The organism is Achromobacter sp. RW408 (assembly GCF_003184165.1).
Lineage (GTDB): Bacteria > Pseudomonadota > Gammaproteobacteria > Burkholderiales > Burkholderiaceae_B > Achromobacter > Achromobacter xylosoxidans.
On sequence record NZ_QHHO01000046.1, the window covers coordinates 1049592 to 1075327 of the forward strand.

Consider the following 25736-nt stretch of genomic DNA (forward strand, 5'->3'; position numbering starts at 1 on the left):
CACCCACATCACCATCCGCGGCCTGACCAAGTATTTCGCCGGCTGGCCGCTGTACGAGGACTTCAACCTCGACATCCCCAAGGGCAAGATCGTCTCGGTGTTCGGCCCCAACGGCTGCGGCAAGTCGACGCTGATCAACATGATCGCGGGTCTCATCCCCATCGATGCCGGCGAGATCCTGTTCGACGGCAAGTCGCTGGCCCAGACCAAGATCGGCTACGTCTTCCAGAACTACCGCGAGGCCATGTTCCCGTGGCTGCGCACCATCGACAACATCGCCTACCCGCTGCGCCTGGAAGGCCGCGGCAAGGCCGAGGTCGACGCGCGCGTGGAAGAGCTGGTGGCCTCGTTCGACGTCAAGTTCGACCTCAAGCGCTATCCCTACGAACTGTCGGGCGGCCAGCAGCAGACGGCCTCCATCATGCGCGCGCTGGCCCCGGGACCGGAAGTGCTGTTCCTGGACGAGCCGTTTTCGGCGCTGGACTTCGAGATGACGCTGTTCATCCGCGAAAAGCTGCAGGAAGTCTTCATGCAGACCGGCACCACCATGCTGCTGGTGTCGCACGACCTGGAGGAAGCCGTGTACCTGGCCGACCAGGTGCTGCTGCTGACCAAGCGCCCCACCCGCGTGGCCGAGATCCTGGACTACGGCGACGCCCGCCCACGCACCGTCGAGACGCTGTCCGAGCCCAGCTTCATCGGCATGAAGAAGCTGAGCCTGGAGATCTTCCAGCGCGAAGTCCGTCGCTGACACGCAACGCCATTCACGGGAGTCCGCCATGACCCAGGAAACCATCGACCAATACGTGCGCAGCGCGCTGGCGCTGGCCGGCTACGCCCTGCGCGAACCGGCCACGGCCGAAGTGGCGCGGCAATTCACGCGCATCCACGACATCGCCTCGACCTTCGTCGACGAAGCCTTGCCGGTGGAGCTGGATTCGGCCGCGGTGTTCCGTCCATGAACGGCGCCGTCCTCGACCTGGCGCGGCAGATCCGCGCCGGCGAACGCAGCGCGGCGGCGGTGCTCGAAGCCACGCTGGCCCGCATCCGCGCCGCCGATGCGCGCTACAACTGCTTCACCGCCGTCACCGAAAGCCGGGCGCGCCAGGAAGCCGCCGCCATCGACGCGCGCCGCGCCCGCGGCGACACCCTGCCGCCGTTGGCCGGCGTGCCCTACGCGGTCAAGAACCTGTTCGACACCGCCGAGGAGGTGACGCTGGCCGGGGGCCGCGTCAACGCCGCCAACCCGCCCGCGCCACGCGACGCCGCGCTGGTCGCGCGGCTGCACAAGGCCGGCGCCGTGCTGGTGGGCGCGCTCAACATGGACGAACACGCCTACGGTTTCACCACCGAGAACTCGCACTACGGCGCCAGCCGCAATCCGCACGACCCCGCCCGCATCGCCGGCGGCTCGTCGGGCGGCAGCGCGGCCGCGGTGGCCGGCGGCCTCGTGCCGCTGACGCTGGGCTCGGACACCAACGGCTCGATCCGCGTGCCGGCCTCGCTGTGCGGCGTGTTCGGCCTGAAGCCGACCTTCGGCCGCCTGCCGCGCACCGGCTCGTTCCCCTTCGTCGGCAGCCTCGACCACCTGGGTCCGTTCGCGGCCGACACGGCCAGCCTGGCCGCGGTCTACGACGCGCTGCAAGGCCCGGATGCCGACGATGCCGCCTGCGCCCAGCGCGCGGCCGAACCCGTGCTGGCGGAGCTGTCCTCGGACCGCCCGCTGCGCGTGGCCGTGCTGGGCGGCTACTTCGCGCACTGGGCCGGCCCCGAGGCGCGCCAGGCCGTGCAACTGGCCGCGCGCGCGCTCGCGGCCACCGAGATCGTCGAACTGGCCAGCGCCGAACAGGCGCGCGCCGCGGCCTTCGTCATCACGGCTGCCGAGGGCGGCGCGCTGCATCGCCGCCGTCTGGTCACGCACTACGACTACTACGAACCCCATTCACGCGACCGCCTGGTCGCCGGCAGCCTGGTGCCTGCCGCCTGGGTGCAGCAGGCCCAGCGGGTGCGCCACCGCGTCTACCGCGAAGCCATGGCGCTGTTCGCGCGCTACGACGTGCTGATCGCCCCGGCCACGCCGGTGCCCGCCACCGCCATCGGCACCGAGACCCTGGCCCTGGCCGGCCAGTCACTGCCCGCGCGCGCCAGCATGGGCCTGCTGACACAGCCGATCTCCTGCCTTGGCCTGCCGGTGTGCGCCGCGCCCACCTGGCCGGGCATCGGCGCCGACGCGCACCTGCCACTGGGCGTCCAATTGATCGCCGCGCCGTGGCGCGAGGCCGATTGCCTGCTGGCCGCGCGGCGGCTGGAACAGGCGGGCGTTGCCACCGTTCGTCCCCTCTCCTGACCCGCCAACCGAGGCCGTCCATGGATTCCGCATTCGCCGTCATCGACACGCCCCGCAGCCTGGCCGACTCCGCCTACGGCACGCTCAAGCGCGACATCCTGGATTTCCGCCTGGCGCCGGGCGACCGCTTCACCGAGACCGAAATCGCCGACCGCCTGCGGGTCAGCCGCACGCCGGTGCGCGAAGCCCTGTTCCGCCTGGAACGCGAGGGCTACCTGGAGGTGCGCCAGCGCAATGGCTGGCTGGTCAAGCCGCTGGACTTCGACACGCTCGATCACTTCTATGAACTGCGCAGCGTGCTGGAGATCGCGGCGGTGCGCGCGCTGTGCGCCCCGGGCCAGGTGCCCGATCCGCTGCGCGCGCTGCAGCCGCTGGCGGATACGTGGCTGGTGGACAGCGCCCATTATTCCGGCGATGGCGAGTGGCTGGCGGACCTGGACGAGCGCTTCCATGCGGACCTGGTGGCCGCCGCCGGCAATCCTGAGATCGCGCGCGTGCACCGCGCCGCCACCGAGCGCATCCGCATCGTGCGGCGGCTGGACTTCACCCAGCCCGACCGTATCGCCCATACCTACGCCGAACATGGCGCCATCCTCGACGCCATCCTGGCCCGCGACGCCGAACGCGCGACGGCCTTGCTTGCGGCGCATATCGGCGACAGCCAGGCCGCCGTGCGCAAGATCACGCTGCACCGGCTGTATGCCACGCGCCGCGCGCAGGCGGCGTGATGGCGCTGGCGCGATACGCGGCCGCGTCAGTGCGGCCGCAGCCAGCGCTCCAGCCGGCGCGTGACGAACGGAATGCAGACAAACACCATCACCGGCGTCATCGTCACGCTGGTGACCAGCGCGCGCCAGAACGGCGGCAGCGCGCTGAGGTGTTCGCTCAGCAGCAGGGTGAACACCAGCAGCACCGGAAAATACGCCAGCCAGATGCTCACGGCCTGCTTCCAGCGCGGCGGCGCGCCGGCGCTCCCCTGCGGGCCGAACCAGCTGTCCATGCCGCTGACGCGGCGCGCATGGCTGGCCCGCACCAGCGCGGCGCCGCGTTCGAGCCACATGCGGCGCGGCAGCGATTGCTCCCAGCGGTTGAGGCTGGCCTCGTCATTGAAGCGCAGCACGATCTGGTACTGGTCGCCGCCCTCGGGCGGTTGCAGCACGCCCGAGCCGAGAAAACCGGGAAAGCCGGCGGCGAGGATCTCGCCCTGGCGCATCCAGGACAGGAAATCGCTGTAGCGTTCGGGCGTGATGTGCCGGGTGACCAGCATGGTGACCGGGGCGGAAACGGCGGAACTGGACATGGTGAAACTCCTGGGGCGGCGCGCAGCGTGTTATGTGGTGTAAACCCTAGCAAGCGGCGTGCCAGCCTTGCACCGCATCATTTCCCCGCGCATAGGGCGATCGCCGCGTCCGGCCGCGAGATTTGCGCACCGCAACACACCCCATATTGGTGATTACCCTGAATCACGCACCATAACGGTGCAATCAACACGGAGCCCGACCCCTCACATGGATATCAACCTGCCCGACGTCGTCACCGAGGTCACCGTGGCCTTTGCCCGCTATGAAGCCGCCCTGGTCGGCAATCAGGTCGAGGTGCTGGACGAGTTGTTCTGGAACAGCCCGCACACGCTGCGCTATGGCGCCGCCGAGAACCTCTATGGCTACGACGCCATCCGCGCCTTTCGCGCGGGCCGCTCGCCGCAAGGCCTTGCGCGCCGCGTGCTGCGCACCGCGATCACCACCTACGGCCGCGATTTCGCCACCACCAACATCGAATTCCAGCGCGATGGCAGCGACCGCATCGGCCGCCAGAGCCAGACCTGGATGCGCACGCCGCAGGGCTGGCGCGTGGTCTCGGCGCACGTCAGCCTCATGAGCGGCTAGACGCGGCCGCGGCGGCCGGCGCGGATGCGCCCTGACACAGGTCAACACCGCCCATAACCATATTGATTCGCGGCCATTGAGCCGTCATGAGGACAGGTCTACACTGGGCTTTCCCCGACCCAGGAGCCCCGCCTCATGAGCACCTACAAGATCGCCGTCTTCGTCGGCAGCCTGCGCGCCGCATCGATCAACCTGCGCCTGGCGCGCGCGCTGGAAAAACTGGTTCCCGCGGACTTCAAGTTCGACTACGTCAGCCTGGGCGACGTGCCGCTGTATAACCAGGACAACGAAAACAACCTGCCCGCGCCCGCGGCCAAGCTCAAGCAGCAGATCCTCGACGCCCAGGGCATCCTGTTCGTCTCGCCCGAGCACAACCGCTCGGTGCCCGCCGCCATCAAGAACGCGATCGACTGGGGCACTCGTCCGTGGGGCCAGAATTCGTGGGCCGGCAAGGCCGTGGGCATCCTCGGCGCCTCGCCCAGCGCCGCCGGCACCGCGCTCATGCAGCAGCACCTGCGCAACATCCTGGCCGCCGAAGGCGCCATCGCGCTGACCACGCCGGAAGTCTTCCTGCAATACACCGATGGCCTGATCGACGACCAGTACACCATCACCAACGAGGGCACGCGCAAGTTCCTGCAAGGCTGGATCGACCGCTACGTCGACTGGATCAAGAAGTTCAATCCCTGATTGCCGCCGATGCCGGGCCAGGGCGCCTCCCCACCCGGCACCGATCGCCCGCCTACCTCCGGGCGATCACGCCCCCCGCCAAGCCGGGGGGCTTTTTTTGTGGATAAAGCGGCCCCGCTCCGAAAAACAGTTCCCTTCGCCGCCCACCGCGATGCCCTGCACCAGCCGCAGCGCGACCAGCAGCACCACGGCGGTCAGGCCGATCGAATGGTATGACGGCAGCAGGCCGATCAGCGTGGTGGCCACGCCCATCAGCAGCAGCGTGATGACCAGGCTCTGCTTGCGGCCGACGCGGTCGCCGAGATGGCCGAACAGCACCGCGCCCACCGGCCGCGCGAAAAAGCCGATGGCGAAGGTGCCGAGCGAGGCCAGCGTGCCCATGAAGGGATCGTTGGTCGCGAAGAACACGTCGCCGAACACCAGGGCGGCGGCCGTGGCGTAGCAGTAGAAGTCGTACCACTCGATCATGGTGCCGAAGAAAGCGGCGGCCGCCGCCCTGACCGGCTGTCTGCGGCCATTCTGGTCTTGCATGGAATTCCCCTTGTTTGTCGCGGCTTTCCACGGTGGCGCCGCATTGGATACGGCGTTGACGATAGCAACTACTGGCTATATCTTGTATAGCCACAATCCAATCAGAGATAGGTCCACTTCATGAAGGAAGTCCTGCTCGCCGACCTGCTATCCGGCGCGCTCTCGCGCGAATCGCCCGACCCTTTGCAAAAGCAGATCTACGACATCGTGCGGCGCGGCGTGCTGGACCACACGCTGGTGGCGGGGCAGCGCCTGCCGTCCTCGCGCGTGCTGGCGCAGGAGTTGGGCATCTCGCGCATCACGGTCACGCTGGCGTACGAACGCCTGATCGCCGAGAACTACCTGAGCGCGCGCGGCGGCAGCGGCACCTTCGTCGAGAAGACGGTGGACCGGCCGCTGCTGCCGCCGGCCTCGCCAGGGCTCGCGCAGCGCCACGTGCCGGGCCTGTCCACGCGCGGCGAGGGCATCGCCGGCGGCGCGGCCGGACTGGGCCAGCACACCGGGGCATTCGTGCCGGGCGTGGCCGACGCCAGCCTGTTTCCGTTCCACCTGTGGCGCCGGCTGGTGTCGCGCCATCTGGGCAAGTCGAACCTGGCGCTGTCGGGCTATGCCAAGGACGGCGCGGGCTTTCTGCCGCTGCGCGAGGCCATCGCCAGCTATCTGCGGCTGGCGCGGGCCGTGGTGTGCGAGCCGGAGCAGGTCATCGTCACGGCGGGCACGCACCAGTCGGTGGACCTGTGCGCGCGCATGCTGGCGGGGGCGGGCGACGCCGCGCTGGTGGAAAGCCCGTGCCACTGGGCCTTTCCGCCGGTGCTGGCGGCGGCGGGCGTGCGCGCGCATGCCGCCGTGCTCGATGACCAGGGCCTGGACCTGGCGGCTAGCAAGCTGCCGCGCCGGGCGCGGCTGCTGATCACGAGTCCGTCGCATCAGTACCCGACCGGCGTGGTGATGCCGCTGGCGCGGCGTCTTGAACTGCTGCAGGCGGCGCGGGCGCGCGGCCTGTGGGTGCTGGAGGACGACTACGACAGCGAGTTCCGCTACGACGGCGCGCCGATTCCGTCGTTGCAGGGGCTGGATGCCGACGGCCGCGTGATCTACCTGGGCACCTTCAGCAAGACCATGTTCGCCGGCCTGCGCATGAGCTACATGGTGGTGCCGCCACAGGTGGCCGAGCCGTTCTCGCGCGCCTGCGCCAGCATCTATCGGCCGGGCCAGCTGCACTTGCAGGCGGCGCTGGCGGACTTCATGGCGGACGGCCACTTCTCGCACAACATCAAGCGCATGCGCACCGAGTATGCCGGCCGCCAGATCGTGCTGCGCGAGGCGATGGCGGCGCGCGTCGGCGACCAGGTGCAATTGTCGCAAGCGCGGGCCGGGCTGCATGTCTATGCGCGGCTCGACCGCAAGGTGTCGGTGCCGCGTCTGGCCGAGGCGGCCCGCGACGAAGGCATCGTGCTGGGGCAGCCGCACTACCTGCCCGATGCCGCGCGCGCGGCGGCGCCGGCGGTGGTGCTGGGGTATGGCGGCGTGCCGTGCGAGCGCATCGACGATGGCGTGGCCCGCTTTGCGCGGGCGCTGGGGCGGGCCGGCGAGAACCGGCCCGCGCGCCGGCCGCGGCGTTGAGCCTTGCCGTTGAATCACGGCGGCGGACCAAGGCGGCCAGGGACGGTGGCCGGCGCCCCGCATCGGCGGGGCAGCGCGGGAGCGGGCACGAGGGGCGCCGCTTCGCCCGCTACAGTTCCGCCAGCGTCTGGTCCGCCGCCGCCAGCAGCAGGTCGGCATGCTCGCGGGCGAACGGCAGCTGCGGCCGCAGCTTGAGCACGTTGCCGTGCAGGCCGGTGGCGCTGAGCAGCACGCGGCGCTGGCGCATCAGGTTGACGAAGCGGTGCGTCTCTTCCTTGGCCGGCGTCTTCGCGGCGCGGTCGCGCACCAGTTCGACGCCGATGAAGAGGCCATCGCCGCGCACGTCGCCGATCAGCGCGTGGCGCTCGGCCAGCGCGCGGAAACCGTCGCGCAGGTACTGGCCGGTGCGCGCGGCGTTGGCCTGCAGGCCTTCTTCCTCGATGACCGAGAGCGTGGCCTGGGCAGCCGCGCAGGCCACCGGATTGCCGCCGAAGGTATTGAAGTAGCGCGCCTCGCGGCCAAAGCGCTCCATGATGTCGGGACGCGACACCATGGCGGCGATGGGATGGCCGTTGCCCATCGGCTTGCCCATGGTGACGAGGTCCGGCACCAGGCCGTGGCGCTGGAAGCCCCACATGCACGAGCCGGTGCGGGCGAAGCCGGCCTGCACTTCGTCGGCGATGAACAGGCCGCCGGCGTCGCGGATGGCCTGCGCCGCCGGCGCCAGGAAGCCGGCCGGATCGCTGTAGACGCCGTCGCTGGACAGGATCGTGTCCACCAGCAGCGCGGCCGGCTTGATGCCGTGGCGCCGCATGTCGTCGATGGCGGCCCGCACCTGCTGGCCGAACCATTGCCCGAGGGTGGCCGGATCGTGGCGGTAGCTGTCGGGCGCGGCCACGGCGCGCGTGTCCACGCCCAGCGGCACGGCCTGGCCGAGCGACGGCGACACAGCGGCCACCGCGGCGGTGACGCCGTGGTACGCCAGTTGCGTGACGATGACGCCGGTGCCGCCGGTATGGCTGCGCGCCACGCGCAGCGCCAGGTCGTTGGCCTCGCTGCCGGTGCAGGTGAAGATGACCTGCGACAGCGGCTGCGGGAACGTCGCCAGCAGGCGTTCGGCGTAGTCCAGCACGCCGTCGTGCAGATAGCGGGTGTGGGTGTTCAGCACCGCCGCCTGTTCGGCGATGGCGCGCACCACGCGCGGATGACTGTGGCCCACCGAGGCGACGTTGTTGTAGGCGTCCAGGTAGCGATCGCCGTCGGCGCCGTAGAGCCACACGCCTTCGCCGCGCACGATGTGCAGCGGCTGGTCGTAGAACAGGCGGTAGGCCGGCCCCAGCACGCGCTGGCGGCGGGCGATCAGCTCGCGCTCGGCCGGCGGCAGCGCGTCGGCCGCGGCGGGGTCGAAGGCGTTGAGCATGGCTTGGTCTCGGCTCATACAAGAGTCTCCATCGGGGTCTGGCTGGCGGCCAGCAGGATGTCGCTGGCCTGCTGCCGGGGCAGGGCGTCCAGGCGCGCCAGGCCGGTCCAGGCCAGGCCGTTATTGCGCAGGATGTACTGGCGGTTCTCGGGGTGCTGCTGCGCGCGCCAGCCGGTGATGGCCACCGTGATCAACAGGCGCGTGGCGATCAGGTCGGGCAGCAGCGCGATCTCGGTTTCGGTCAGCGGCAGCGTCTGGTGATAGCTGGCCAGGCATTGGCGCAGCGCCAGCGACAGGGGGTTGGGGGCGTCGTCCAGCAGGTAGGCGCCGGCCACGGCCAGGTCCTGCGCCAGCGGCGCGCGCACCATGTCGCCAAAGTCCAGCAGCGCGGCGACCTGGTCGGGCCGATCGCGCGCCACCATGACGTTGTAGGGGTTGAGGTCGTTGTGGATGACCTGGCGCCGCAGCGCGCCCAGGCGGGGCCGCAGGTCGGTGACGAAGCGCTCGAGCTGGCGTTCGGCCAGCCGGCGGCGGTCCGCCTGCGGGATCTTGGGCAGCAGGTCGGCCAGTTGATCGGCCCGTTGCAGGTCCCACATCAGTTCGTGGCCGGCCATGGCATGGTCGAAGTCCGCCAGCGCCAGGTCAAACTGGGCCAGCGCGCGGCCCAGCGCCCGGTGCTGCGCCGGCGTGCGCGCCACCTGGTGCAGCGGCACGCCATCGACGAAGGTCATCAGGCGGATGGCGCGGCGGGCGCCGCTGGCGTCGTCGTGCCAATGCACGTAGTCGCCCGCCAGGCGGGGCAGCAGGTGCGGCACCGGCGGCTGGCCGCCGGCGCGCATCAGCCGCAATTGCGCCTGGGTGTGGAAGTCGGTGACCGCGGGGTCTTCGGCCGGATGCGTGGCCTTGAGCACGTAGGCGCGGCCGTCGGCGCCGCGCAGCAGGAAATTCTGGTCGCGCTCGCTGGACAGGATGCTGGCGCGGACCGCCAGGCCGTAGTGGTCGCGCGCCAGATCCTCGGCCTGCGACAGGGACAACTTGGGCGGCTCGGCCGCGAACAGCGCCTGGTCGGCGCTGGAGAGGTTGCTGCGGTTCATGCGTGGCGCTCTTCCAGTCCGCACCATTGGGCGATGAATAGCGCAATGGTCTGGGTGACCTTGCGCACCGATTCCAGGTTGACCGCTTCGTCGTAGCCGTGCGGCATGCGGCATTCCGGGCCGTAGACGATGGCCGGGGTGTCGGCGTACAGGCCGTAGAAGCGGGCGTCGGTGGCGGCCGACGTGGCGTATTCGCGCAGCGGCTCGCCGAACACCTGTTCGTGCGCGGCGCGCAGCGCGGCCTCGGCCTCGTCGGCGTTCCGCAGTTCATAGCCCTCGGCCATGAAGCCGTGGTAGACCACCTTGGGCGGATGCGTGGCCAGGAACGGATCGCGCGCCGCGGCCTGGGCCACGAAGGCTTCGATCTCGGCGCGCGCGGCCTCCAGGCTCTGGCCCGGATAGACCGCCACGCGCATGTCGAAGGTGCACCAGGCCGGCACGCTGGACGGCCAGTCGCCGCCGGCGATCTTGCCGAGGTTGAAGCGGATGGGGTGGGGGTGGTCGCAGAAGTGGCGGTGGTCGCGCTTGTTGGCGTTCCAGCGCGTTTCCAGTTCGTCCAGCGCCTGGATCAGGAAGATCGCCTTCTGGATGGCGTTGGCGCCGGCGCCGGTGAAGGCGGCCGAGGCGTGCTGGGGGTCGCCTTCGACCTGCACCTGGAACCACATCGGCCCGACCTGGGCGCGCATCAGCATGGGCAGCAGCGGCTCGGGGATGAAGGCGGCGTCGGCGCGGTAGCCGCGCGCCAGGCAGGCCAGGGCGCCGTTGCCGGTGCATTCCTCTTCCACCACCGATTGCAGGAACACGTCGCCAGCCGGCGCCAGGCCGATGGCGGCCAGCGCGTCCATGGCCGACAGGCAGGCCACCAGGCCGGATTTCATGTCGCCGGCGCCGCGGCCGTGCATCCAGCCATCGACGATGGCGGGGTCGTACGGATCGCGGCTCCATTGCGCCAGCGGGCCGACCGGCACCACGTCGATGTGGCCGTTCAGGATCAGCGAGCGGCCTTTCAGGCTGCGGGCGCGGTGCGCGCCGACCACGTTGTAGGCGTTGTCATAGGACACCGCCACCGGCGAAAAGCCGGGCAGGTGGCGGATGGCGTCGACGTCGATGCGCCAGCGGTCCACCGCGTAGCCGCGTTCGGCGTAGCGCGCCGCCATGAAGTCCTGCGCGGTGGCTTCCTCGCCGCGCTGCGAGGGCAGGCGCACCAGTTGCGCCGTCAGTTCGGTCTGGGCCGCGAAGCCCGCGTCCACGGCTTGGAGGATGCGCTGGCGCAGCGCCGGGGTCAGTTCTGGCATGGATGTGCTCGGGGTTGACTGTGTACCCGGCCATCCTAGGCAAAATTGGATCGGTGAAAAATAGCCAATCCGGGTTATTTGATATGGCCACTTTACGGGGGCGTCCGCGCGGCCAGCCATGGCGATGGCGGCCGATGCGGCTAGCGGACCCGCCCCGCATGATGCCGCAGGAAGTGCTCGACGATGCCTTGCAGCGCGAATTCGGCGCTCGCCTGGCGGATCTGGTTGCGGCTGCCGCTGAACTGGCGTGTCGCGGTGTAGACGATGGGGCTGGCGTCGGCCGGCCCCGTCTTGAAGACCCAGGCGTAGCACTGCGTGCCGGCGGGAATGCGGTCGTCGGTGGCGTCGGTGACGCCGGTGTTGGCCACCGCGACGTTGGCGGGGCTCTTGCGGGCCGCGCCCAGCGCCATGTCGCGCGCCACGGCTTCGCTGGTGAGGTTGTGGCGCGCCAGCGTCGATTGCGGCACGCCCAGGCAGCGCCGCTTGGCCGCCACCGAGTACACCACGAAGGCGCAGTCGAGCAGGCCGCCCGCGCCGGGAATGTCGGCCAGGGTGGCCGCGATCAGCCCGGCGGTGCAGGACTCGGCCGTGACCAGGGTCAATTGGTGTTCGTGCATGAACAGGGCGACGCGCTCGATGGTGTTCATCCGCAGGCTTCCACAGGGGATGCCGGCGGGCGCAGCAATTGGCGTGCCGGCGGGGCCGGCCGGGCCAATGCCGCGCGGGCACGCCAATTGCTGCGCAGCTCGCTTATGCTGGTGCCTGGGGCGTGCGCGGCAGCCACGATCCCTGGCATGCAGGCGGTCAACCGATACAGTGGACGGGGCGGCAATGACGCCCTGCGGGAGAGCGGCATCATGGCGACGCGAACCATCTGGAAAGGGGCGATTTCATTCGGGCTGGTGCATATCCCGGTGGGGCTGCACACGGCGACGACTGAATCGGGCGTGGATTTCGACTGGCTCGACAAGCGTTCGATGGACCCGGTCGGCTACAAGCGCATCAACAAGCGCACCGGCAAGGAAATCGACAAGGACAATATCGTCAAGGGCGTGGAGTACGAGGACGGCCAGTACGTCATCATTTCCCCGGACGAGATCGCCGAGGCCTACCCGCGCACCACGCAGACCATCGAGATCCAGCAGTTCGTGGATGCCGGCGAGGTGTCGTTCGTGTACCTGGAGCGGCCCTATTACGTGGCGCCGATCAACAAGGGCCAGAAGGTGTATGCCTTGCTGCGCGACACGCTGGCCAAGGCCGGCAAGATCGGCATCGCCAAGGTGGTGATCCAGACCAAGCAGCACCTGGCCGCGCTCATTCCGTCGGGCGATGCGCTGGTGCTGAACCTGATGCGCTGGGGCGACGAGGTCAAGTCCACCGAGGACCTGGACCTGCCCAAGGCGGGCGCCAAGGCCTCAGCGCCCAGCGCCAGCGAGCTGAAGATGGCGCGCATGCTGGTGGACGACATGTCGGGCCAGTGGGATCCGGAACAGTACAAGGACGAATTCAAGGCCGCGGTCATGGACCTGGTGGCCCGCAAGGTCAAGGCCGGCAAGACCGAGACGGTGATCGAGCCGCGGGAGGAAACGCCCGCCTATGCCGATAATGTCATCGACCTGACCGAACTGCTGCAACGCAGCCTGAAGGGACGCTCGTCCGGGATGGCCGCGAACGGGGCGGGGAATGGAACGGGCAATGCGACGGCCAAGGGCAAGGCCGCGGCGAAGAAGACCGCGAAGAAGGCAGCCGCCCGGCCGGCGAAGAAGAAAGCGGCGGGCGCCAAGGCGGCCAAGACCCGCAAGGCGGCGTGACCATGGCCGATACCCTGGCGAAGTACCGCGCCAAGCGTAATTTCAATGTGACGTCGGAGCCGGCCGAAGGCGGCCAGGCCAACGAGGCGGCGCGCGCCTTCGTGATCCAGAAGCACTGGGCCAGCCGCCTGCACTACGACTTCCGGCTGGAACTGGATGGCGCCATGAAGAGCTGGGCCGTGCCCAAGGGGCCCAGCTACGACCCGTCGGTCAAGCGCATGGCCGTGCAGGTGGAGGACCACCCCATCGCCTACAACCGTTTCGAGGGCGAGATCCCCAAGGGCCAGTACGGCGCCGGCAAGGTGATCATCTGGGACCGGGGCACCTGGGCGCCGGTGGGCGATCCGGCCGACGGCTACCGGCGCGGCCATCTCAAGTTCGACCTGCATGGCGTCAAGATGCGCGGACGCTGGGCGCTGATCCGCATGAAGGGCCGCGAGTCGGAAAAGCAGCCGCCCTGGCTGCTGGTCAAGGACCGCGACGAACACGCCCGCGCCGAAAGCGAATTCAGCGTGGTGGACGAGCAGCCCGACAGCGTGGCCACGCCGCCGCGGACGGGCGCGCGGGCCGTGCCCGCCGCGGCGCCCGGGGCGCGGCCGGATGCGGCCGCATCGCCGTCAGCATCGCCGTCATCGTCCGCGCCGCCGTCGTCGGACGCCGGGGCAGCGGGCCTGCCGGGCGAGGCGGCGCCCTTGCCGGAACTGCTCAAGCCGCAATTGGCCACGCTGGTGGAAGGCGTGCCGCGCCAGGCCGGCGATGACTGGATCTACGAGATGAAGTTCGACGGCTACCGTCTGCTGGCGCGGCTGCGGGACGGCCAGGTGCGCCTGTACACGCGCAACGGCCACGACTGGGGGCCGAAGCTGCCGCACCTGGCGCGGGCGCTGCAGCGCCTGCCGCTGCCCGACGCCTGGATCGACGGCGAGATCGTGATGCTGGCCGACAACGGCGCGCCCAGCTTCCAGGCGCTGCAGAATGCCTTCGACGGCGAACGCACCGACGGCATCCTGTTCTACGCGTTCGACCTGCCCTACGTCACCGGCCGCGACCTGCGCCAGGAGCCGCTGCGCGTGCGCCGCGCGGTGCTGGCGCGGGTGATGGAGGCCGCCGGCGGCGATCCGCTGCGCTTTAGCGAAGCCTTCGACGCGGCGCCGGCGGACCTGGTGGCCTCGGCCTGCAAGATGGGGCTGGAGGGCATCATCGCCAAGCGCCTGTCCGCGCCCTACGTATCGCGCCGCAGCGACAGCTGGGTCAAGCTCAAGTGCGCCCGCCGGCAGGAATTCGTCATTGCCGGCTATACCGATCCCAAGGGCGCGCGGGTGGGGCTGGGCGCGCTGCTGCTGGCGTACCACGACGAGGACGGCGGGCTGGTCTACGCCGGCAAGGTCGGCACCGGCTTTGACGACATGGGCCTGGCGGCGCTGCAACGCCGCCTGAGCGCCCTGGAAACGGAGCGGCCCGCCGTCAAGGCGGCCGGCATTGGCCGCGGCGTCCATTGGGTGCGTCCCGAGCTGGTGGCGGAAGTGTCGTTCGGCGAATGGACCGCTTCGGGGCATGTGCGCCACCCCGTGTTCCGCGGCTTGCGCACCGACAAACCGGCGCGCGCGATCACCAGGGAGGCGGCGATGGGGGCCGATACGATGCAGTCCGACAATGCGGCCGGCAAGACCGGCAACGCCAAGACAGGCAAAGCCAAGCCCGGCAACGCCAGGACTGGCAAAGCCAAGGCGGGCAAGGCCAAGCCAGGCGCCGGCAAGCTGACCCACCCGGAACGCATCATCGATCCGTCCACGGGGCTGACCAAGCTGGACCTGGCGCGTTACGACGGGCTGGTGGCGCCGCTGCTGCTGCGGCACCTGAAGGACCGGCCCGTTTCCTTTCTGCGCGCCCCGTCCGGCCTGAAGGGCGAGTTCTTTTTCCAGAAGCACCTGGAGGCGCCGATGCCGGGCGTGCGGCCGCTGCCGCGGGAACTGGACCCGGATCATCCGCCCTTGATGGAGGTCCCGACGCCGCAGGCGATCATGTCGGCGGCGCAGATGAACGTGGTCGAGTTCCACACCTGGAACGCGGTGAAAAGCGCGATCGACAAGCCCGACCGCATGCTGTTCGACCTGGACCCGGGCGAGGGCGTGGCCTGGCCGTCGATGCAGCAGGCGGCGCGGCTGGTCCACGTGATGCTGCGCGAAATCGGTTTGCGCAGCTGGCTCAAGACCAGCGGCGGCAAGGGCCTGCACGTGGTGGTGCCGCTGCGTCGGCAATACGACTGGGACACCGTCAAGGCGTTCTCGCAGGCCATCGTGCAACACCTGGCGCGCACGCTGCCGCAGGTGTTCGTGGCCAAGAGCGGGCCGAAGAACCGCGTCGGCAGGATCTTCGCCGACTACCTGCGCAACGGCTTCGGCGCCACGACGGTGGCAGCCTGGTCGGCGCGCGCGCGGCCGGGGATGGGCGTGTCGGTGCCGCTGGCCTGGGACGAGCTGGACGAGGTCCGGGCCAGCGACCAGTGGACCATCGCCAACATCCACACGCGCCTGGATGTCGGCGACGCGCCCTGGGACGACTACACGCCGCAGGCGCTGGGCCCAGCCATGAAGGCGATGGACTTCAAGCCAGATTCGAGCGGGTAGGGCGCCTCGGCGCCCCGATCCAGCCATTGATCGGCGCCGGCGCCGGTCAATGGGCCGGGGCTTGGGGCTGGCGGCCTACTCGGCTCCCGCCGGCGCCAGTTCCGCTTCGGCCCGGGCGCGCGTGCCGATGCCGAACACCTGCGCGACGATGCCCATGGCGACGATGACGCCGGCCAGGATCGAGGTGTAGACCACTTCGTTGCGGTAGGTGCCTTCGATCACCATGGTGACGAGCGCTGCGACAATGCAGACGATCACCGCGTACGTCAGCCACGGAAACAGCCACATCCTGAACTCCAGCCGCACGCCGCGCGCCTGCAGGCGCTGGCGCATGCGCAGCTGCGAGAAGGCGATGGCCAGGTAGACGAACAGCGCGATGGTGCCCGTGGCCTGCATCAGGACGTCATAGACGTCCATCTTCGAGGTGGCCATCATCCAGACCGCGGCGAAGGCGAACAGGCTGGAGATGAGCACGCCCACATACGGCGTGCCGGTCTTGCGCCCGGTGATCTGCATGACGCGATGGGCGTCGCCGCGCCGGGCGAGCGAATAGAGCATGCGCGAGGCGGTGTACAGCGCCGAATTGAAGCAGCTGCATACCGAGGTCAGCACGATGAAGTTGACGATAAGTTGCGCGTGCGGGATGCCCAGCGCGTCGAGCGCGACGTTGTAGGTGCCCTGGGTCGGCTCCGTGAGGCCCGGCGCGTTGTACGGCACCAGGCAGACCACGATGAAGATCGATCCCACGTAGAACAGGCAGATGCGCCACACCACCGAGCGCGTGGTCTTGATGATCTCGCGGCCCGGGTCGGCCGATTCGGCGGCGGCCACGGTGACGATCTCGGCGCCGATGAAGGCGAACATCACGCCCAGCAGGGCCACCACCACGGACTTAGGGCCGTTGGGCATGAAGCCCTGGCTGGTCAGGTGGCTCCATCCCTTGGCGTCGCCCCACGGCCACAGGTGCGCCAGCGCCAGGCTGCCCATGACCAGGAACAGCACGATGGCCACCACCTTGACGAGCGCGAACCAGAATTCGAATTCGCCGTAGTTGCGCACGTTCAGGAAGTTGACGACCAGCAGCGATACGGTCACCAGGAGCGCATAGCCCCAGGCCGGCACCAGCGGGAACCAGCCGTGCAGGATCTGCCCGGCGACGTAGGCCTCCCAGCCCATCAGCAGGGCCCAGAAGTACCAGTAGAGCCAGCCGATGGTGAAGCCCGCCCAGCGCCCGATGGCGCGATCGGCGTAGGTCGAGAACGAGCCGGTGTCCGGCTGCGCCACCGCCATCTCGCCCAGCATGCGCATGGCCAGGATGACCAGTATGCCGCCGCCGACATAGGCCAGGATGACGGCGGGGCCGGCCAGGGCGATCTGCTTGCCGGAACCGACGAACAGCGCCGCGCCGATCACGCCGGCGATGGACATCATCGTGAGGTGGCGGGATTTCAGGCCGCCCTTGAGTTCGGTATTGGGGGTGTTTGCCAACTGTCTTCTCCTCTCCGGATGCGCGGGGGCCATGGCGCGTCCGCCATCGGAATGGAAAAGAGGCATGTCCCCTGCCGGTTTATCGCTTTTGGGCGCACTGCTTCGGGCGTATCGCGCCCGGCACTGCGCCTACGAGCATACGCCCGGCGGGGCCGTCGTTGCCATTCATGCCATGTCCTGTTGCAAGTGCGAGCATCTGTTGCTTGGACAGGGGTTACTTTGCAATCACGCATAACGCGACGGGGCTATCGCGCAGCAGGTCGGCCAGGTCCCAGGCCGTATCGGCATGCCGCGACGACAGCAGCTCCAGCAGCGGGCGCGGCATATCGTCCGGCGGCAGCAGGCGGGTGCCGGACCAATGGGCGCTGGCCGTCGCGGCGTCGGCCCGCGCATAGCCGGCGATCGCCGTGGCGCACAGGCGCGGCACGACGACCAGCATGGCCTGGTCCTCATGGCGCCGCAGGAAGGCCAGCACATGTTGCGCGCGCGGTCCCTGCGCGGCAACGGCTTGCAGCGTGCCGTCGCGCAATAGCGCGGGATGGCGCGCGCGCAGGGCCAGCGCGCGCTGGATCAGCGCCTGCTTGACCGCGCCGCTGCGCCATGCGGCGGCGCCGGTGTCGATGGCGGCGTCGCCGCGTGGCGCGGCGGCCAGCAGGGCCGCGCGCCCGGCATAGTCGACCGGCCGGCGATTGTCGGGATCGACCAGGCTGAAATCCCACAGGTCGGCGCCCTGGTACAGGTCGGGCACGCCGGGCAGGGTATTGCGCAGCAGGGTCTGGGCCAGGCTGTTGATCAGCCCGGCGGGCGCCAGCCGCAGCGCATAGGCGGCGATCTCGCGCAACAGCGCCTGGCCGTCGGTGGTCGTCGAAAGGGCGTCGAGCGCTTGCGCGGCGGCGTCTTCATAGGGGGCGTCGGGCGCGGTCCAGCGCGTGTGCAACTTGGCCTCGCGCAGGGCCTTCACCTGCCACTGCGCCACGCGCGCCAGGTAGGCGCCGACCGCGTCGGGACGGGCGGCGATATCATCGGGCGCAAGGTCGAGCGGCCAGGCGCCGACCAGCGTCTGCAGCAACAGATAGCGGTCGGCGCGCGTGGGCATGCCGTCGCGGGCGGGCAGGCGTTCGATCCAGTCGCGGGCGGTGGCGATCCAGTCCTGCGGGATTTCGCTCAGCGCCGCCAGGCGGCAGCGGCTGTCTTCGCCGCGTTTGTGGTCGTGGGTGGCGGTGGCCAGCATGGCGTCGGGATGGCGGGCGGCCCGGGCGGCGCCGGCGTCGAGAAAGGCTTCGGGTTGCAGCGCGAAGCGCGCGGGACTGGCGCCAACCTCGTTGCGCGAGAGCAGCGGACCGTAGCGATAGAACAGCGTGTCTTCCAGCGCCTTGGCGGCCAGCGGCGGCGTCAGCTGCTGGAAGTGGCGCAGGGCGCGGGCGCGCGCGTTGCGCACGGCGTTGGCCGCGTTCTCGTCCTGGGGCTGGCCGGGCGCGCCGTCCAGCCATTGGTCCAGCAGGCGCAGCAGGCGGTCGTCGGGGCTGCCGGGGGCGGCCCCCAGCGCGTTGCCGGCGGCGGCCAGCGCCGCGCGCCAATGGCTCGCGTCGGCGCCGCCGCGCCCGCCGTCCTCCGCGTAGCTGCGGTACGCGGGAAACGCCGCCAGCAAGGCCGTCACGGCGCGATCGATCGCCGGCGCGGCCCAGTCGCGGGTGCGCAGGTCCAGGCGCGCCACGCGCGTCAGCGCGCGTACCAGCACCAGCCGTTCGGCGGCGAAGTGGCGCGCCAGCATGAGTTCGCGGGCGCCGCGCAGCTGCGCCGACGGCGTCCGGGTGTCGCCGCTCAAGGCCTGCCAGAATTGCGCCAGCGGTTCACGCGCGGCGGGCGCGTGCAGCAGCGCGCCGACCTGGTCCATGAAGTCATAGCCGGTGGTGCCGTCGGTGGCCCAGCGCGGGTCGATGCGCTCGTCATCGGCCAGGATCTTTTCCACGACCAGATAGGGTTCGGTGGCCAGGCCGGCCCGCGCGCGCGCGGGCGCCACCTGGGCCAGCGCCGCGCGCAACCGGCGCAGGTAGGCGCCCGGCGCGGCCAGGCCGTCGATGTGGTCGATACGCAGCCCGTCGAGCAGGCCTTCGCGGTACAGGCGCAGGGGCAGGGCGTGCACGGCGTCGAATACGACGTCGTCCTCGACCCGCACGCCAACCAGCTCGTGGATTTCGAAGAAGCGCCGCCAGTTGATCTGGTCGGGCGCGGTGCGCCACCAGGCCAGGCGGTAATGCTGGCGTTCCAGCAACTGGTGCAGGCGGCGCCGGCCGGGCATCGTGTCCGGCGCATGCGCGGCGCACGTGCGCGCGGGGCTTTGCACCGGCAAGGGCGCTTCGGCCAGGGGATAGCGCTGGCCGCCCACCACGATGGTGTAACCCTGGGCGCGGTCGTGCGCCAGGACGATGGCGCCGGCATCCAGGCATTCGCCGTACGGATCGGGCAGCACCGGCAGCAATACCTTGCCGCGCAGGGCGGGGTCGGGGGCGCGCCAGTCGATGTCGAAGCAGCGCGAATGCGGGCTGCGTTCGCCGTAGCGCAGCACGTCGGCCCACCAGGGGTTGGAGACGTCGGCGGCCATGTGGTTGGGCACGATGTCGGCGATCAATCCCATGCCGTGGGCGCGGGCCTCGTCCGCCAGGCGCCGAAGGGCGGCCTCGCCGCCCAGTTCCGGGCTGACCTGGCCATGGTCGATGACATCGTAGCCGTGGGTGGAGCCGGCGCGCGCGCGCGTGATGGGCGACAGGTACAGGTGGCTGATGCCCAGGTCGGCCAGGTAGGCGACCTGGGCGCGCGCGTCGTCCAGGGTGTAGCCGGCATGCAGCTGCAGGCGGGCGGTGGCGCGCGGGCGCAATGGCGCGCGCGTGGCGGACGGGTTGGCGCCGTTCATGGCTTGCGCCCTCGCAGGGACCGTAGCGGCGCCAGCCGTTCGCGCGCGGCGGGCGCGTCCAGGCAATCGGCGGCGGCCAGCGGCTGGCGCTGGCGCCAGTTGGGATGGCGGCTGTCGGCGCCCGGCAGATTGGGCTGGTCGACCATGCCGGTGGCGTCTTCCAGCGGCACCAGGGCCAAGGGACACGGCGCCGCCGCCACATAGGCCAGCAGCGTAGCCGCGGGAACCTGGTCCGGCGCGGGTTCGGGCGGCTGGTGGGCATGCGCGCGCACGGCCTGCCACAAGCTTTCGCGATCGGCGGCGCGCGCGGCGCGCAGGTCGGCCGCGCTTTCCTGCGGGCCCAGAAGATCCAGGCTGGCGCGCCAGTCGATGTCGCGGCCGCGCCACCAGCCTGCCAGCGTGGGCAGGTCATGGGTCGTGGTCATGGCCGCGGCCTGCGCGGGCCAGGCGCCCGGCGCCGTGAACGCGGCGGGCGAGGGCGCGGCGGACGCTTCGCGCATGAACCACAGCACGTCCATGCCCAGCAGGCCGTGTTCGCGCAGCGCGTCGTCGAAGCCCTCGGGCACGGTGCCCAGGTTCTCGCCGATCATCAGCGCCCGGTGGCGCCAGGCCTCCAGCGCCGTCAGGCGCAGCAGCGTGCGCAGCGGATAGCGCAGATAGGCGCCGTCGGCCGCCGCCGCCCCGTCCGGAATCAGCCACAGGCGCGCCATGCCCAGGATATGGTCGATGCGCAGCCCGCCCGCCTGCGCCAGGCCGGCGCGCAGCAGGGCAATGAAGGCGGCGTAGCCCGATTCGCGCAGCGCCTGGGGCGACAGGGCGGTCAGGCCCCAGGCCTGGCCCAAGGGGTTGTGAATATCGGGCGGGGCGCCCACGCCGGCGCGCCGCATCAGGTCGGCCTGGTGGCTCCAGGCGTGGCTGCCGGCGGGGCTGGCGCCGATCGCCAGGTCCGCGATCAAGCCGATGCGCATGCCGGCGCCACGGGCTGCCTGCTGCGTCTGCGACAGGCTGACGGCGGCCAGCCATTGCGTGAATTGATGAAAGTCCAGTTCACCCGCCTGCGCCTGGGCGAAGCCGCGGGTCTCGTTCGAGCGCGGGTCGCGCAGCCCGTCGGGCCAGGCGGTCCAGTTGCGCGGCGCGCCGGGCAGTTGCGCAAGGTTCTCGTGCAGCGCCTCGAACAGCGCGTGGTCGCGCAGGTCCTGGCCGCCGGCGCGGCAGAATGCCTGCAGCGCCTGGCGCTGGTCCGCGGTGGCCGTCTGCTGGAAACCGCGGTGCAACTCGCGCAATAGCCGCTGGCGCGCCCGCGCGGCCTGGGGCCAATCGATCAGGTCGCGTTGTTCCAGCGCGTGCAGCGCCTGTTGCGCCGCCGGCCCCATGCGCGCAAGCGCCGCGCGCACGGCCTCGGCGCCGAGCACGGCGGCGGGATCGGCGTACAGCGTATTCAGGAACAGCCGGCTGGAGGGCGAGTAGGGGCTGTATTGGCCGGGGTCGGCGGCAAACATGGCGTGCACCGGACTCATGGCCAGCGCGTCGGCGCCTGCCGCGCCGGCGCTGATGGCCAGGTCGCGCAGGGCGCCGAAGTCGCCGAAGCCATGGGTCGCCTGGACGGGATCGGCGGCCTGCCGCCGCAGGCTGTAGACCTGCGCGGCCAGGCCCCATGCGCGCGGCTCGGGTTCGTCCAGCAACAGGGAGGGCGGCGGCGCGCTGGCCGGCGCCACCGCCAGGGTGGTGACGCCGCCCGGCAGCGCCAGCGTGTAGTAGCCGGGCACCGTGGGCAGGATGAGTTCTGGCATGCCGGCCGCGTCCGTGGTGGTGTGGCCGGCCAGGGCGCGGGCATGCGCGGCGCTGATTTCGTAGGCGCCGGCGCAGGCGGGCGGCAGCCGCAGCCTGCCCCCGGCTACCGCGACCATCATCGCGGGCAGCCGGGCCTGGCTGCGGGCCGCGGCCAGCCGCGCGTGGCTGTCGCGGATATCGGCCTCGCTGTCGGCGGGCAGGTCCATCGCGCGCAGCAGGGCGCGCAAGGTGTCAGGCGCGACCGCGCGCGGCTGCTGGCGCGCGTCGGTCCAATGCTCGGCCAGGCCGGCGGCCATGGCCAGCGCCGAGAGCGCGGCGCTCATGCGGCGTCCTCCAGCAGGTACACCGCGCTGTCGCCGCACACGCTGCCCGTGGCCAGCGCGGCACAGGCGCCGGGCAATGATTCGAACAGCAGGTCGGCAAACCCCCCGCTGGGCGCCAACGATTGCGGCAGGGGTTCGGGCGCTGCGCCCAGGTTGGCGTACAGCGTCAGCACCGCGCCATCGCCCAGGCGCCAGCGCGCGTGCACGCCGCGTTCGCCCAGCGCCAGCGCGCCCAGGCTGGCGGCGCCGCGCAGGCGCGGCGCCAGCGCGCGCTGGCGCAAATGCAGCAGCGCGCGATAGTAGGTGAGCCAGGTCTTGGCGTCATCGTCCTGTTCCGCCGTCCAGGGCTGGCTGCGCGCGTAGGTGGCGGGATCATCGGGATCGGGCAGCGTGGCGGCGTCGGTGCCGCTGAATTCGGCGAAGGACGAGAACTCGCGCCGCCGGCCCTCGCGCACCGCTTGCGCCAGGGCCGGATCCGTGTGGCTGGTGAAATACAGGAACGGCGATTCGCTGCCGATTTCCTCGCCCATGAAGATCAGCGGGATCTGGGGCGACAGCAATTGCAGCGCCACCGCCGCGCGCAGCCGGTCGGCCGACGGCACCAGCCGGGTCAGGCGGTCGCCGTGGGCGCGGTTGCCGGTCTGGTCGTGGTTCTGCAGGAACAGGACGAAGGCCGTGGGCGGCAGATGGGCGCTGGGTTCGCCGCGCGGCCGGCCGCCGCGGTGGGCGCTGGGCTGGCCTTGATAGAGCCAGCCCTGTTCCAGGCAGCGCGCCAGCGTCTCGGATGGCTGCGCCGCATAGTCGGCGTAGTAGCCTTGGGACTCGCCGGTCAGCAGGTGATGCAGGACATGGTGCGCGTCGTCGTTCCATTGCGCGTCGTAGCCCGCCTGCAGCAGCGACGCGCGATTGTCGTCGTTCTCCAGCACCAGGTGGACGTGGCGTCCGGGCAACTGGCCGCGCACGTGCTGCGCCAGTTCCTCCAGCCAGCCATGGCCGGCGATGGCGTGCACCGCGTCCAGCCGCAGGCCGTCGAAACGGTACTCGCCGAGCCAGTGCAGGGCATTCTCGGCGAAATAGCGGCGCACCGCCGCCTGGCGGAAATCGATGGCCGCGCCCCAGGGGGTTTGGATATCGTCGCGAAAGAATGGCGCGGCGTAGCTGGCCAGGAAATTGCCATCCGGGCCGAAGTGGTTGTAGACCACGTCCAGCATGACGCCCATGCCCAGGCCATGGGCGCTGTCGATCAGCGCCTTCAGGTCGTCGGGAGAGCCGTAGGCGGTGTCGGGCGCATAGGGCAGGACGCCGTCGTAGCCCCAGTTGCGGGGTCCGGGGAAGTCCGCCAGCGGCATCAGTTCGAGCAGGGTGACGCCCAGTTCGGCCAGCGCCGGCAGGCGCTGGCGCAGGCCGGCGTAGCCGCCCGCCAGCCCGGCGTGGACTTCGTACAGCACGGTCTCTTCCCATGGCCGCCCGCGCCAGCCCGGATGCCGCCAGGGGTAGGCGTCGGCGCCGGTGACGATGCTGGCGCCGTGCACGTCATCCTGCTGCAGGCGCGAGGCGGGATCCGGCACCAGGGTGCCGTCGCCGAGACGATAGCGGTAGCGCGTGCCGGCGCCGCAATCGACGTCCACCTGGGCGTAGCCTTGCGCGTCGGGGTGCAGCGCGATGGGCGCGCGTCCCTCGATCACCAGCGCCAGCCCGGGCGCGGCCGTCGGCGCCCACAGGCGAAAGCGGGTGCGGCCGTCGGGCAAGGGCAGGGCGCCGAAGGAGAAAGGTTCGGGCCAGGCGCTCATGATGCTTGTCCGGGGACGGGCGCGGCGGCCAGCAGCAGCAGGCTTTGGGCCTGCACCGTGACTTCGGCGCCATGGACCGGCGCCGCCGCGGCCGGCGCGGACGAGTCCAGTTCGCGTATCCAGGCCAGCGTCGGCGACGGCAGGGTGAACGGCTGCGCTTCGCTGCCCGGATTGAGCAGCAGCAGCGTGACGTCGGCGCTGCCGTCCTCGCGCAGGGCGGCGCGCCGCAGGGCCATGGCCTTGGCGCCGGCGTCCTCCCAGGATGCCGGTTCGATGGGGTGGCCGTCGGGGTTGAACCAGTCGATGGCGGCCACGCCCGGACAGATCTCGCGCGCGGCATCGCCGTAGCGGGCCGCGCGCAGCGCCGGGTGGCCGCGCCGCAGCGCCAGCGCGCGCGCCACCATCTGGCTCAAGGCGCGGCCTTCATCGCTTTGGGCCTGCGTCCAGTCCAGCCAGGACAGCGGGTTGTCCTGGCAGTAGGCGTTGTTGTTGCCCTCCTGGCTGTTGCCGAATTCGTCGCCGGCCAGCAGCATCGGGGTGCCATCGGACAGGCACAGCGTCGCCAGCAGCGCGCGCTGCACGCGGGCGCGGCGCTCCAGCACCGCTTCATCGGTGCTCGGGCCTTCCTCGCCCCAGTTGCTGCTGTAGTTCTCGGGATGGCCGTCGTCGCCGTTTTCGCCGTTGGCCTCGTTGTGCCGGCCGTCGTAGCTGACCACGTCGCGCACGGTGAAGCCGTCGTGCGAGGCCACGAAATTGACGCTGGCCCAGGGGCGGCGGTGGCGGCGGTCGAATACGTCGCGCGAACCGGTCAGCCGGGCCGCCATGTCGCCGCGCTGGCCGTCGTCCCCGCGCCAGTAGCGCCGCACCGTATCGCGGTAGCGATCGTTCCATTCGGCGAAGCCGGGCGGATGGTTGCCCAGCTGATAGCCGTCCGGGCCGATGTCCCACGGCTCGGAAATGAGCTTGGCATGCGCCAGCTCCGGGTCCTGCAGCAGGGCGTCGAAGAAGCCCGAACCGGGATCGAAGCCGGTGCCTTCCCGCCCCAGGGTGACGCCCAGGTCGAAGCGAAAGCCGTCCACGCCGTAGGAACGCACCCAGTAGCGCAGCGAGTCGGTCACCATCTGCAGCACCCGGGGGTGCGACAGGTTGACCGTATTGCCGCAGCCGGTGTCGTTGATGTAGTGGCGTTCCTCGCCCGGAACCAGGCGGTAGTAGCTGGCGTTGTCCAGGCCGCGCCAGGACAGCGTGGGGCCCAGCTCGTTGCCTTCGCAGGTATGGTTGTAGACCACGTCCAGGATGACCTCCAGGCCGGCCGCGTGCAGCCGCCGGATGGCCTGGCGCAGGTCGTTGGGCCCGTGCTGCAGATAGGAGGGTTCGGGCGCGAAGAACGAGAGCGTGTTGTAGCCCCAATAGTTGCGCAGTCCGCGTTCGAGCAGGAAGCGGTCCTGCAGGAACGCGTGCACCGGCAGCAGTTCGACGGCGGTGACGCCCAGGCGTTGCAGGTGTTCGATGAAGCGCGGGTCGGCCAGCGCGGCGCTGGTGCCGCGCAGCGGCTGGCGCAGGTCCTCGCGCTGCATCGAGGCGCCGCGCAGGTGGACTTCGTAGATGACGCTGTCGCTCCAGCCGGTGCGCGGGGGCTTGCTGTTGCCCCAGTTGAAGGGCAGGTCCTCGGCGACCACCGCCTTGGGCATGGCGGGCGCGCTGTCGCGCCGGTCCATCGTCAGGTCGGCGCGGGCGTGGTTCAGGCGGTAGCCGAACAGCGCGTCGCTCCAGTTCACGGGGCCGGTCAGCTGGCGCGCGTACGGGTCCAGCAGCAGCTTGTGCGGATTGAAGCGATGGCCGTTGCGCGGGTCGTACGGGCCGTGGGCCCGCAAACCGTAGACCAGCCCGGGCTGGGCGTCGGGCAGGTAGCCGTGCCAGATCTCGTCGGTGCACTCCGGCAGGTCGAAGCGGCGCAGTTCCTTGCGGCCGCGGCTGTCGAACAAGCACACTTCGATGCGCGTGGCGTTGGCCGAGAAAACGGCGAAGTTCACGCCCAGGCCATCGCTGACGGCGCCGAGCGGATAGGGCTGGCCGGCGGTCATGCGGGTCAACAGAGAGGGATCCATG

The 25736-nt window shown here is 70.7% G+C and carries 19 protein-coding genes and 1 pseudogene; 9 read left to right on the top strand and 11 right to left on the bottom strand.

Annotated elements, in window-relative coordinates; all coding sequences use genetic code 11:
* The 4 genes from DK459_RS14895 to DK459_RS14910 all read left to right on the top strand — a co-directional run.
* Window positions 1–751, top strand: a 751-nt coding sequence (locus tag DK459_RS14895) for an ABC transporter ATP-binding protein (protein ID WP_110134892.1), incomplete at its 5' end; no start/stop codon positions are given.
* A gap of 28 nt (window positions 752–779) precedes the next feature.
* Window positions 780–962: a DUF4089 domain-containing protein gene (locus DK459_RS14900; protein ID WP_110134839.1), complete on the top strand. Its 183-nt coding sequence runs from the start codon at window positions 780–782 to the stop codon at window positions 960–962.
* Entirely contained in the window at window positions 959–2347 is a 1389-nt protein-coding gene (locus DK459_RS14905; RefSeq protein WP_054444285.1) for an AtzE family amidohydrolase, read from the top strand. Before DK459_RS14900 ends, DK459_RS14905 begins: the two co-directional genes overlap by 4 nt.
* A 20-nt stretch (window positions 2348–2367) precedes the next feature.
* A complete protein-coding gene (locus DK459_RS14910) occupies window positions 2368–3075 on the top strand; it encodes a GntR family transcriptional regulator (RefSeq protein WP_024069876.1) in 708 nt (235 codons plus the stop codon).
* A gap of 26 nt (window positions 3076–3101) precedes the next feature.
* On the opposite strand, the gene DK459_RS14915 is transcribed toward DK459_RS14910, so the two are convergent.
* Window positions 3102–3647 (bottom strand): antibiotic biosynthesis monooxygenase, encoded by a 546-nt coding sequence (locus tag DK459_RS14915; protein WP_054444286.1) that lies wholly within the window; start codon window positions 3645–3647, stop codon window positions 3102–3104.
* Window positions 3648–3855: 208 nt separating this feature from the next.
* Between DK459_RS14915 and hpxZ the strand changes: the two genes are divergently transcribed.
* Both hpxZ and DK459_RS14925 read left to right on the top strand, forming a co-directional pair.
* Window positions 3856–4233, top strand: a complete 378-nt coding sequence (hpxZ, locus tag DK459_RS14920) for an oxalurate catabolism protein HpxZ (protein ID WP_024069878.1) — start codon at window positions 3856–3858, stop codon at window positions 4231–4233.
* A gap of 135 nt (window positions 4234–4368) precedes the next feature.
* Entirely contained in the window at window positions 4369–4923 is a 555-nt protein-coding gene (locus tag DK459_RS14925; protein ID WP_006386518.1) for an NADPH-dependent FMN reductase, read from the top strand.
* A 75-nt stretch (window positions 4924–4998) separates the two neighbouring features.
* Here DK459_RS14925 and DK459_RS14930 read toward each other — a convergent pair.
* Window positions 4999–5454, bottom strand: a pseudogene (locus DK459_RS14930) (MFS transporter); the annotation flags it as partial.
* Window positions 5455–5574: 120 nt separating this feature from the next.
* On the opposite strand from DK459_RS14930, the gene DK459_RS14935 reads away from it, so the two are divergent.
* Window positions 5575–7077 carry a PLP-dependent aminotransferase family protein gene (locus DK459_RS14935; protein ID WP_110134840.1) on the top strand — a complete coding sequence of 501 codons (1503 nt, stop codon included), beginning with the start codon at window positions 5575–5577 and terminating at the stop codon, window positions 7075–7077.
* A gap of 109 nt (window positions 7078–7186) precedes the next feature.
* Here the strand turns inward: DK459_RS14935 and DK459_RS14940 are convergent, their stop codons facing one another.
* The 4 genes from DK459_RS14940 to DK459_RS14955 form a co-directional block, all read right to left on the bottom strand.
* The gene (locus DK459_RS14940) at window positions 7187–8515 is read right to left on the bottom strand and encodes an aspartate aminotransferase family protein (RefSeq protein ID WP_026383307.1); all 1329 of its coding nucleotides are present in this window, start codon (window positions 8513–8515) and stop codon (window positions 7187–7189) included.
* Complete coding sequence (locus tag DK459_RS14945) at window positions 8512–9591, bottom strand: phosphotransferase (RefSeq protein ID WP_020928748.1); 1080 nt, start codon at window positions 9589–9591, stop codon at window positions 8512–8514. The genes DK459_RS14940 and DK459_RS14945 overlap by 4 nt, the downstream gene beginning before the upstream one ends.
* Entirely contained in the window at window positions 9588–10886 is a 1299-nt protein-coding gene (locus tag DK459_RS14950) for an ArgE/DapE family deacylase (protein WP_054445587.1), read from the bottom strand. Before DK459_RS14950 ends, DK459_RS14945 begins: the two co-directional genes overlap by 4 nt.
* Window positions 10887–11026: 140 nt before the next feature.
* A complete protein-coding gene (locus DK459_RS14955; protein ID WP_006384469.1) occupies window positions 11027–11533 on the bottom strand; it encodes a CinA family protein in 507 nt (168 codons plus the stop codon).
* Between the two features lie 210 nt (window positions 11534–11743).
* Between DK459_RS14955 and DK459_RS14960 the strand changes: the two genes are divergently transcribed.
* Complete coding sequence (locus tag DK459_RS14960; protein WP_110134893.1) at window positions 11744–12697, top strand: Ku protein; 954 nt, start codon at window positions 11744–11746, stop codon at window positions 12695–12697.
* Between the two features lie 2 nt (window positions 12698–12699).
* Window positions 12700–15324: a DNA ligase D gene (gene ligD / locus DK459_RS14965; protein ID WP_110134841.1), complete on the top strand. Its 2625-nt coding sequence runs from the start codon at window positions 12700–12702 to the stop codon at window positions 15322–15324.
* A gap of 75 nt (window positions 15325–15399) precedes the next feature.
* Here the strand turns inward: ligD and DK459_RS14970 are convergent, their stop codons facing one another.
* The 5 genes from DK459_RS14970 to glgX all read right to left on the bottom strand — a co-directional run bounded on the left by DK459_RS14970 (window position 15400) and on the right by glgX (window position 25735).
* The gene (locus DK459_RS14970; RefSeq protein ID WP_049055625.1) at window positions 15400–16845 is read right to left on the bottom strand and encodes an amino acid permease; all 1446 of its coding nucleotides are present in this window, start codon (window positions 16843–16845) and stop codon (window positions 15400–15402) included.
* A gap of 181 nt (window positions 16846–17026) precedes the next feature.
* A complete protein-coding gene (treY, locus tag DK459_RS14975) occupies window positions 17027–19723 on the bottom strand; it encodes a malto-oligosyltrehalose synthase (RefSeq protein WP_054448450.1) in 2697 nt (898 codons plus the stop codon).
* A complete protein-coding gene (malQ, locus tag DK459_RS14980; protein WP_054498630.1) occupies window positions 19720–21837 on the bottom strand; it encodes a 4-alpha-glucanotransferase in 2118 nt (705 codons plus the stop codon). The genes treY and malQ overlap by 4 nt, the downstream gene beginning before the upstream one ends.
* Window positions 21834–23627: a malto-oligosyltrehalose trehalohydrolase gene (gene treZ, locus DK459_RS14985; RefSeq protein ID WP_054498631.1), complete on the bottom strand. Its 1794-nt coding sequence runs from the start codon at window positions 23625–23627 to the stop codon at window positions 21834–21836. Before treZ ends, malQ begins: the two co-directional genes overlap by 4 nt.
* A complete protein-coding gene (glgX, locus tag DK459_RS14990; protein WP_049054462.1) occupies window positions 23624–25735 on the bottom strand; it encodes a glycogen debranching protein GlgX in 2112 nt (703 codons plus the stop codon). The genes treZ and glgX overlap by 4 nt, the downstream gene beginning before the upstream one ends.
* Between the last annotated feature and the right edge of the window lies 1 nt (window position 25736).